This is a genomic window from Kocuria sp. NPDC057446, from assembly GCF_042802875.1.
Lineage (GTDB): Bacteria > Actinomycetota > Actinomycetes > Actinomycetales > Micrococcaceae > Kocuria.
This window is the reverse complement of sequence record NZ_JBHVDI010000148.1, coordinates 1-9,716: the sequence shown is the minus strand read 5'-3', so window position 1 is coordinate 9,716 and position 9,716 is coordinate 1. Positions and strand designations below refer to the sequence as shown.

6 protein-coding genes are annotated in these 9,716 nt (G+C 73.3%); 3 read left to right on the top strand and 3 right to left on the bottom strand.

From position 1 onward, the window contains the following. Nucleotides 1-42: 42 nt before the first annotated feature. On the top strand, nucleotides 43-2,439 hold the full coding sequence (locus tag ACFU0Y_RS14900) for a RelA/SpoT family protein (protein WP_380215307.1): 2,397 nt from the start codon (nucleotides 43-45) through the stop codon (nucleotides 2,437-2,439). A 2-nt stretch (nucleotides 2,440-2,441) separates the two neighbouring features. On the opposite strand, the gene ACFU0Y_RS14895 is transcribed toward ACFU0Y_RS14900, so the two are convergent. Together ACFU0Y_RS14895 and ACFU0Y_RS14890 are read right to left on the bottom strand one after the other, a co-directional pair. Continuing rightward, entirely contained in the window at nucleotides 2,442-3,038 is a 597-nt protein-coding gene (locus ACFU0Y_RS14895) for a hypothetical protein (protein WP_380215306.1), read from the bottom strand. A gap of 91 nt (nucleotides 3,039-3,129) precedes the next feature. After that, nucleotides 3,130-4,578, bottom strand: coding sequence for a DUF349 domain-containing protein (locus ACFU0Y_RS14890; protein WP_380215305.1), 1,449 nt, complete (start codon nucleotides 4,576-4,578; stop codon nucleotides 3,130-3,132). A 291-nt stretch (nucleotides 4,579-4,869) separates the two neighbouring features. On the opposite strand from ACFU0Y_RS14890, the gene hisS reads away from it, so the two are divergent. Continuing rightward, nucleotides 4,870-6,228: a histidine--tRNA ligase gene (gene hisS / locus ACFU0Y_RS14885; RefSeq protein ID WP_380215304.1), complete on the top strand. Its 1,359-nt coding sequence runs from the start codon at nucleotides 4,870-4,872 to the stop codon at nucleotides 6,226-6,228. A gap of 199 nt (nucleotides 6,229-6,427) precedes the next feature. Here hisS and ACFU0Y_RS14880 read toward each other — a convergent pair whose 3' ends face one another. Beyond that, nucleotides 6,428-7,726, bottom strand: a complete 1,299-nt coding sequence (locus tag ACFU0Y_RS14880) for an APC family permease (protein WP_380215303.1) — start codon at nucleotides 7,724-7,726, stop codon at nucleotides 6,428-6,430. A 144-nt stretch (nucleotides 7,727-7,870) separates the two neighbouring features. Between ACFU0Y_RS14880 and aspS the strand changes: the two genes are divergently transcribed. Next, on the top strand, nucleotides 7,871-9,673 hold the full coding sequence (gene aspS / locus ACFU0Y_RS14875) for an aspartate--tRNA ligase (protein ID WP_380215302.1): 1,803 nt from the start codon (nucleotides 7,871-7,873) through the stop codon (nucleotides 9,671-9,673). Nucleotides 9,674-9,716: the final 43 nt, after the last annotated feature.

Here is a 9,716-nt window from a genome sequence, read left to right as displayed (position 1 = left end):
GCCGCCGCCCCGCGTGCATCGATTGGGAAGGAAGTCTCGGTCATGAGCTCGTCCGACGACGGGGCCGTCCCCACGGACCAGGGCGCCGCACCGACCCCGCCGCGCCGGTCGGACATGGCCGGCACGCACTACGTGGTGCCCGCCTCCCGGCCGCTGCTGGGCCGGGCCGTGTTCCCGGGCCGCAGCGACCGCACCCGGTCGAGCCTGTCCTACCTGTCCGGGCGGCCCATGGACCACTCGCCGATCCTCGAGCCCCTGCTGCACACCGTGCGCGCCACCCACCCCGAGGAGGACCTGGAGGTCCTCCAGCGCGCCTTCAAGGTCGCCGAGAGGTGCCACGAGGGCCAGAAGCGCAAGAGCGGGGACCCCTACATCACCCACCCCGTGGCCGTGACCACGATCCTCGCGGAGCTCGGCATGACCGGTGCCACCCTGGTGGCCGCCCTGCTGCACGACACCGTCGAGGACACGGACTACACCCTCGAGCAGCTGCGCGCGGAGTTCGGCGAGGAGGTCGCCGCCCTCGTGGACGGCGTCACGAAGCTGGACAAGGTCCAGTACGGGGACGCCGCGCAGGCCGAGACGGTGCGCAAGATGATCGTGGCGATGGCCAAGGACATCCGCGTGCTCGTCATCAAGCTGGCCGACCGCCTGCACAACGCCCGCACCTGGCGCTTCGTCTCCCAGAGCTCCTCCTCGAAGAAGGCCCGCGAGACCCTCGAGATCTTCGCGCCGCTGGCCCACCGGCTCGGCATGAACACCATCAAGTGGGAGCTCGAGGACCTGGCGTTCGCGGCGCTCTACCCCAAGGTGTACGAGGAGATCGTGCGCATGGTCGGGGAGCGCCAGCCCCAGCGGGAACGGTCGCTGGCGAAGATCCGGGAGCGGATCGCCCTGGACCTCTCCGAGGCCGGGATCGAGGCGACCATCACCGGCCGGCCCAAGCACTACTACTCGATCTACCAGAAGATGATCGTGCGCGGGAAGGACTTCGACGAGATCCAGGACCTGCAGGCGGTGCGGGTGCTGGTGAACACGGTGCGCGAGTGCTACGCGGCGCTGGGCGCCCTGCACGCGCGGTGGCGGCCGCTGCCGGGGCGGTTCAAGGACTACATCGCCATGCCGAAGTTCAACATGTACCAGTCCCTGCACACCACGGTGATCGGCCCGGACGGCCGGCCCGTGGAGATCCAGATCCGCACCCACGAGATGCACCGCCGCGCCGAGTACGGCGTGGCCGCGCACTGGAAGTACAAGGACCAGGCGAACCAGGCGAACTCGGCCACCCCGAAGGCCATGGAGGGCGACCTCGCCTGGCTCAGCTCGCTCGTGTCCTGGCAGGAGGAGACGCAGGACTCCTCCGAGTTCCTCGACTCGCTCCGCTACCAGATCAACACCTCCGAGGTGTACGTCTTCACCCCCAAGGGCGAGGTGATGGCGCTGCCGGCGGGCTCCACGCCCGTGGACTTCGCCTACGCGGTGCACACCGAGGTGGGGCACAAGACCATCGGGGCCCGGGTGAACGGCAAGCTCGTGCCCCTGTCCTCGGAGCTCCAGCACGGGGACTGGGTGGAGGTGCTGACCTCCAAGTCCGAGCACGCCGGGCCCTCGCAGGACTGGCTGAAGTTCGTCCAGTCCCCGCGGGCGCGCAACAAGATCCGCCAGTGGTTCTCCAAGGAGCGCCGCGAGGAGGCCATCGAGAAGGGCAAGGACGCGCTCACCCGCGCCCTGCGCAAGCACCACCTGCCGCTGCAGCGCACGCTCACCCAGGAGTCCCTGCTGGCGGTCGCCCAGGACTTCCACCGCACCGACATCAGCTCCCTCTACGAGGCGATCGGCTCCGACGTGGTCAGCGCCCACGACGTGGTCGCGAAGATCGTGGGCGACCTCGGCGGGGCCGACGGCGCGGAGGAGGACTTCGCCGAGACCACCATCGCCACCCAGCCGGTGCGCCCGCGCGTGTCCGACTCCGGGGTGACGGTCCAGGGCGCCTCGGACGTCTACGTGAAGCTCGCCCGCTGCTGCACCCCGGTGCCGCCGGACGAGATCATGGGCTTCGTCACGCGCGGCGCCGGAATCTCGGTGCACCGCAAGGACTGCGCCAACATGCTCGCCCTGACCTCCACCGAGCGGGTGGTCGAGGTCGCGTGGGCGCCCACCCAGTCCAGCGTGTTCCTGGTGGAGATCCAGGTGGAGGCCCTCGACCGCAAGTCCCTGCTCTCGGACGTCACCCGGGTGCTCTCCGAGAACCACGTCAACATCCTCTCCGCCTCGGTGCACACCTCGAAGTCGCGGTTGGCGATCTCCCGCTTCGCCTTCGAGATGGGCGATCCGCGCTACCTGGACCACGTGCTCAACCAGGTCCGCCGGATCGACGGGGTCTACGACGTCTACCGCACCTCGGGCAACCGGCCCATCTCGGAGCCGGCCGGCCGCTGAGCTCAGCGCAGCGGGCGTCCGACGGCCCGGGCGGCGCGGCGGACCCGCAGCAGCGCCGCCTGCCGGCCGGGCATCCGCTCGAAGCTCTCGAGCGCGGCCTGCACCAGCGGGGGCGGGCAGTGCAGGTGGGGTGCGTGCAGGAGCTTCTCCAGGGCCGCCGCCCCCTCGCGTCCGGGCACGTGCAGGGCCAGGTCCACGGCCGTGCGCAGCGGCGTGGTGACCTGTACGGGCCCGGCGTCGTGGACGTCGTAGACCCCCAGCGTGACCTGGTGCAGCGCCAGCCCCTCGGGGACCGGGGACATGGTGGTCCGGCGGAGCTTGTCCAGCAGCACCGGCAGGACGCCGGGGCGGCCGGCGCAGTCGTAGAACCACGCCGCGGAGAGCCTCCCGAGGACCCCGCGCCGCAGCAGGTGCGGCGGCAGCTGCGCCTCCAGCGCCGCGATCTTCACGGCCCGCGTCACCGGGCGGCCGCGCAGGACGTGCGCCTCCAGCACCACGGGCACGAGCACCCCGTCCGTGACGAGGGCGGAGAGCTCGACGCGCGAGAACGGCCGCGCGGGCAGGAACAGGGTGTCGGGGTGCCGGGGCGGGACGTCCATGGGCCCACTCTCGTCCCCGGTCGCGGCACGGGAAAGGCCCCGCGGCGCACTGTGGACAGCGCGGCCGCGGGGCCCTCCGGCGGGTCCGCCGTCAGCGCAGGTCCGCCGCCGAACGGCGCAGCGTCTCGAGCCACTGGCGGCTGGTGGCGAGCTCGGCCTCCAGCTTGGCCGCGCGCTTGGCGTCCCCGGTGGCCTGCGCCCGGGACAGCGCGTCCTCCTGGTCCTCGATCTTCGACTCGAGCTGCGTGAGCATCGAGTTGGACCGGGCCTTGGTCTCCGGGTTGGAGCGCTGCCACTTCTCGTCCTCGGCCTGGCGCACGGCGTCCTCCACCGTGCGCAGCTCGGCCTCGACCCGGCGCATGTGGGCGCGCGGGACCTTCCCCGCCTGCTCCCAGCGGTCCAGGATGTCGCCCAGCGACCGCTTGGCCGCCTTGAGGTCCGTGATCGGCAGCAGCGCCTTCGCCTCGGCCAGCAGCTGCTCCTTCACGGCGAGGTTGCCCTCGAACTCCTCGTCGATCCGGTCGTTGTCGGCCTTGCGCGCCGCGAAGAAGGCGTCCTGGGCGGCGCGGAACCGGGCCCACAGGGCGTCGTCGTCCTTCTTGGACGCGCGCTTGGACTCCTTCCACCGGTCCATCAGGCGGCGGTACTCCGCGGCCGTGGCACCCCAGTCGGTGGAGCCGGACAGGGCCTCCGCCTCGGCGATCAGGGCCTCCTTGGCCTTCTTGGCCTCGGCGTTGTCGGCGTCCAGCTGCGAGAAGAACGCGCGGCGGTGCCGGTCGAACGTGGTGCGAGCGGTGCGGAACCGCTTCCACAGCGCGTCCTCCGCGGCACGTCCCAGCCGGATGCCGGACTTCTGGTGGGTCTTCCACTGGTCGAAGAGCTCGGCCATCCGGGCCGAGGACTGCTTCCACTGCGTGCGCTGCGGGTCCTGGGCGGCGATCTGCTCCGCCTCCGCGACGATCGCCTCGCGCGCCGCGACGTTCTGGGCGCGCTGCGCCTCGTGGGCGGCCCGCTCGGCGGCCTCGAGCTGGCGGATCGCCGGGCGCAGGGCCTCCAGGCGGGACTCGAGGGCCTTGACGTCGCCGAGCATCGCGCGCCGGCCGACCTGCTCGGCGAGGTGGTCCACCGTGCCGAGCATGTCCGCCGACGGCGCTCCGGCCGCCACCCGCTGCTCGAGCAGCGCGACCTGCGCCTCGACGTCGTCGAACTTCCGGGCGAAGTAGCCCAGGGCCTCGTCCTCGGACGCGTCCGGGAACTGCCCGCAGAGGACCTCCTCGCCCTCGACGACCACGTAGACGTGACCGTCCTCGGTGACCCGGCCGAAGGCCCGGGCACGCGCCACGGACTCGGGGGAGGCGAGCGCCGGCGCCGCCGGGGCGGCGGCCGGGGCCGGTCCCGGGGCCGCGGGCGGCTGGACGGCAGCCGGGGTGGGGACCGGGCCGGGGGCGCCCGGCTTCGGCGCGCCGGGCCGGGGCACGGGGCCCGGGGTGGGGGCGGGGCGGGGCGTGGGCTGGTCGTCGGATTCGAGACGTTCTGTCACCGCTGGAACTCTTTCGCTCTCGCCGGCGGCGGCCCCGGGACGGTGCCCGGCGTCGTCGCCCGGCTTCGGACAATCGTCAGACCCATACTACCGAGGCCACCTGCTCCGGCCGCCGCCCGCCCGCCGGGACCGGGCGTCACGCCGGGCACCGGGCCGGGCTTCCGGCGGGGCGCGGGGCCGGGCTTTGGGCCGGGCGCGCGGGGATCCCTAGGATGAGGGCGGAACCGTCGGGCCCGTCCGGGCCGGCCGTCCACCCGTCCCGCCGCCGATCCACCCGAGGAGCACGTCCCCATGGCCCGCAAGACCTCCCTGTCCGGTTTCCCCGAATGGCTGCCGGAGGAGCGTCTGGTCGAGCTGCACGTCCTGGACGTGCTGCGGGAGACCTTCGAGCTGCACGGCTTCTCCTCGATCGAGACCCGCGCCGTCGAGACGGTCGGTCAGCTGCTGCGCAAGGGCGAGATCGACAAGGAGGTCTACGTCGTCTCCCGCCTCCAGGAGGACGAGGACACCGCCCCCGCCGAGCGCGGCGCCGACCAGCTGGCGCTGCACTTCGACCTCACCGTGCCGTTCGCCCGGTACGTGGTGGAGAACGGCGGGCACCTCGCCTTCCCGTTCCGCCGCTACCAGATCCAGAAGGTGTGGCGCGGCGAGCGCCCCCAGGAGGGCCGGGCCCGCGAGTTCACGCAGGCGGACATCGACGTGGTGGGCGACGGAACGCTGCCGTTCCGCTACGACGTGGAGCTCGCGCTCGTGATGATCGACGCCCTGTCGAAGCTGCCCATCCCGCCGTTCGTGCTGCGCGTCAACAACCGCAAGCTCGCCGAGGGGTTCTACCAGGGCATCGGGCTGCAGGACACCGCCGGGGTGCTCCGCAGCATCGACAAGCTCGAGAAGATCGGCCCGGAGCGGGTGGCCCAGGCGCTGTGCGACGAGGTCGGCGCCACCCCCGAGCAGGCGCAGGCCGCCCTGCAGCTCGCGGCCATCCGCACCGAGGACACCTCCTTCGTGGACCAGGTCCGCGCGCTGGGGGTGAACACCCAGCTGCTCGAGGAGGGGCTGCGCGAGCTCGCCGAGGTGGTGGGAGAGGCGTCCCGGCGCGCCCCCGGCACGGTGGTCGCCGACCTCTCGATCGCCCGCGGCCTCGACTACTACACCGGCACCGTCTACGAGACCGTGCTCGTGGGCCACGAGCAGCTGGGCTCCGTGTGCTCGGGCGGGCGCTACGAGTCCCTCGCGTCCACCGGCAAGAAGACCTATCCCGGCGTGGGACTGTCCGTGGGCGTCACCCGGCTGGTCTCCCGCATCCTGTCCCAGGGGATGGCCGCGCCCTCGCGCAGGGTCCCCACCGCCGTGCTGGTCTCCCTGGTCGACGAGGAGTCCTGGTCCGCGGCCCAGGACGTGGCCCAGCAGCTGCGCGAGCGCGGCGTCGCGTGCGAGGTCTCCGCGAGCGCGGCGAAGTTCGGCAAGCAGATCAAGTACGCCGAGCGCCGCGGCATCCCCTTCGTGTGGTTCACGGTCCGCGGCGAGGACGGGACGCTGGCCCACGAGGTCAAGGACATCCGCTCCGGCGAGCAGGTGGCCGCCGATCCGGCCTCGTGGACCCCGCCGGCCGGGGACCTGCGCCCGGTCGTGCGCGCCGCGCAGTCCTGACCCGCCGCGGACCCGCCCTCCGTCCGCAGCTCGTTCCGCCGAGTCCCCACCTCATGCCCGCCCGTTCCGTCGAGTTCCCAGTCCTGTTCCGTTTCCCCAAGTCTTGGTCTGGGGAATTGCGGCGGGAGTGGGGGCTCGGCGCCGTGGGCGACCGGGGACTGGGGGCTCGGCACCTGGTGGCGGGACCCCGTGCCGGGGATCAGCGGCGCCGCGCCAGGACCAGGGCGCGACCGATCAGGCCGACGGCGAAGACCCCGAGCATGGTGAGCACCGACGGCCACGGCAGCGTGAGGGCCAGCACCAGGCAGCCGGCCAGTCCGAGGACGTTGACCGCCCGCGGCGCCCACCCCGGGCGCTGCTCGAGAGTGAGCGCCGAGAGGTTGGCCAGCGCGTAGTAGACGAGCACCCCGAAGCTCGAGAACCCGATGACCGTGCGCACGTCGCCGACCAGCACGAGCACCACCACGAGACCGGCCACGGCCAGCTCCGCCGCCCACGGCACCCGGTGGCGCTGCGACACCGCGCCCAGCGGTCCCGGGAGGTCCCGCTCGCGGGCCATGGCCAGGGCCGTGCGCGAGATCCCGGCGACCAGCGCCAGCAGCGCCCCCAGCGTGGCCAGGGCCGCGGCCGCGGTGACGACCACGGCGCCCGCGGCGGTAGGCCCGGCCGCCCAGCCGGCCTCGCGCACCACCGCCAGGAGCGGGGCGGCCGACGCCGCCAGCCGGTCGACGCCGAGGAAGCGCAGCAGCCCGAGGCCGAGCAGCCCGTAGAGCAGCAGCGTGAACGCCAGCGCCCCCAGCACGGCCCGGGGAATGGTGCGCGCCGGGTCCCGGACCTCCTCGCCCATGGTGGCCACGCGGGCGTAGCCGGCGAAGGCGAAGAACAGGGTGCCCGCCGCCGGCAGCACACCCCAGGCGCTGCCGTCCCACACCGCGGCCTCCGCCCCGGAGGAGCCGCCCGCGGCGGGACCGGTGCCCCCGAACAGCAGGACGACGACCGACAGCAGCACCACCAGTACGGGGACGACCAGCAGCGTGGTCAGCCGGGCGGTGCGGGTGACCCCGCCCAGGTTCACCGCCGTGAGACCGAGGACGGCGGTGACGGCGAGCAGCCGCGCCCCGGCGTCGTCGGCCCCGGTGAGCTCGGCGGTGTACAGGCCGAAGGTCAGCGCCATCGCCGCCGCGGACGCGGTCTTGCCGGTCACGAAGCCCCAGCCGGCCACGAACCCCGGCCACCGGCCCAGCTGCCGGTTCGCGTACAGGTAGGCGCCGCCCGAGGCGGGGTGGACGGCGGCCAGCTGGGCGGTGGAGGTCGCGTTGCACCACGCCACCACGGCCGCCAGCAGCAGGGCCAGCGGCAACCACGGACCGGCCAGTCCCGCGGCCGGGGCGAAGGCCACGAACACCCCGGCGCCGACCATCGAGCCCACCCCGATCACCGTGGCGTCGAGGGTGCCCAGGCGGCGGGCGAGGGCCGGGTGGCCGGGGGAGGTGCTCATCGTCGTCCTGTCGTCGTCCGGGGGCCCGAGGGCCGGGCTGTAAACTCGTTCCCGGAACGAGAGTAGGGGCACCGGGGAAACACCGGGCCAACGCGCGATGAGCGCGGCCCCGTCCGCACCTCCCGAACAACGAAGGGTTTTTCAGTGCTGCGCACCCACAACCTCGGCGCCCTGCGCGCCGAGCACATCGGAGAGACCGTCACGCTGGCCGGCTGGGTCGGCCGGCGCCGCGACCACGGAGGGGTGGCCTTCCTGGACCTGCGCGACGCCTCCGGGGTCGCCCAGATCGTGGTGCGCGACGAGGCGGACTTCCACCACCTCCGCAACGAGTTCGTCCTGCAGGTCACGGGCACCGTGGAGCGGCGCCCCGAGGGCAACGAGAACCCGGCCCTGGCCACCGGCGAGGTCGAGGTCATGGCGGGGACCGTGACCGTGCTCAACACCGCCGCCGCCCTGCCCTTCCAGATCGACGAGCACGTGGAGGTCGGCGAGGACGCCCGGCTGCGGCACCGCTACCTGGACCTGCGCCGGCCCGAGCCGGCCCGGATCATGCGGCTGCGCTCCGACGCCAACCGGGTGGCCCGGGAGATGCTGCACGAGGACGGCTTCACCGAGGTCGAGACGCCCACGCTGACCCGCTCCACCCCGGAGGGCGCCCGCGACTTCCTGGTCCCGGCCCGTCTGGCCCCGGGCTCCTGGTACGCCCTGCCCCAGTCCCCGCAGCTGTTCAAGCAGCTGCTGCAGGTCGGCGGGATCGAGAAGTACTACCAGATCGCCCGCTGCTACCGGGACGAGGACTTCCGCGCCGACCGCCAGCCCGAGTTCACCCAGCTCGACATCGAGGCCTCCTTCGTGGAGCAGGACGACGTCATCGCCCTCGGCGAGCGCATCGTGGCCGCCCTGTGGAAGCTCATCGACGTGGAGATCCCCACCCCCATCCGCCGGATGACCTACGCCGATGCCATGGCGAAGTACGGCTCCGACAAGCCGGACCTGCGCTTCGGGCTCGAGCTCACCGATCTGACCGAGTACTTCCGGGACACCACTTTCCGCGTGTTCAAGGCCCCCTACGTGGGCGCCGTGGTCATGCCGGGCGGGGCCTCCCAGCCGCGCCGCACCCTGGACGCCTGGCAGGAGTGGGCCAAGCAGCGCGGCGCCAAGGGCCTGGCCTACGTCCTGGTCGGCGAGGACGGCACCCTGACCGGCCCCGTGGCCAAGAACATCACCGAGGCCGAGCGCGAGGGCCTCGCCGCCGCGACCGGCGCGCAGCCCGGGGACTGCATCTTCTTCGCCGCCGGCGAGAGGAAGTCCGCCCGCGCGCTGCTCGGCGCGGCCCGCGTGGAGATCGGCCACCGCACCGGGCTCATCGACGAGGACGCCTGGGCGTTCGTGTGGATCGTGGACGCACCCCTGTTCGAGTCCGCGGCCGAGGCCGTCGAGTCCGGGGACGTCGCCGTGGGCGCCGGCCAGTGGACCGCCGTGCACCACGCGTTCACCTCGCCCAAGCCCGAGTTCCTGGACACCTTCGACCAGGACCCCGAGCACGCCCTGGCCTACGCCTACGACATCGTGTGCAACGGCAACGAGATCGGCGGCGGCTCCATCCGCATCCACCGGCAGGACGTGCAGCGGCGGGTGTTCGAGGTCATGGGCATCGGCCGGGAGGAGGCCGACGAGAAGTTCGGGTTCCTGCTCGAGGGCTTCAAGTACGGCGCGCCCCCGCACGGCGGCATCGCCTTCGGCTGGGACCGGGTGGTGGCCCTGCTGGCCGGCACGGACTCCATCCGCGAGGTCATCGCGTTCCCGAAGACCGGCAACGGCTTCGACCCGCTGACCGCGGCCCCGGCGCCGATCACCCCGCAGCAGCGCAAGGAGGCCGGGGTGGACGCCAGGCCGGGGGCAAAGCAGGACGAGGACCTGAAGGCCGAGAAGGCGGCCGCGCACTAGGCCAGGGCCCCATCGGGCCGGGTCCGCCCGCTCCGGGCGGACC

Bases quoted from the DNA above. Each gene is read 5' to 3' on its own strand.
- hisS (WP_380215304.1), top strand. From the start codon at position 4,870: ATGGCCCGCAAGACCTCCCTGTCCGGTTTCCCCGAATGGCTGCCGGAG.
- ACFU0Y_RS14880 (WP_380215303.1), bottom strand. From the start codon at position 7,726: ATGAGCACCTCCCCCGGCCACCCGGCCCTCGCCCGCCGCCTGGGCACC.
- ACFU0Y_RS14900 (WP_380215307.1), top strand. From the start codon at position 43: ATGAGCTCGTCCGACGACGGGGCCGTCCCCACGGACCAGGGCGCCGCA.
- ACFU0Y_RS14895 (WP_380215306.1), bottom strand. From the start codon at position 3,038: ATGGACGTCCCGCCCCGGCACCCCGACACCCTGTTCCTGCCCGCGCGG.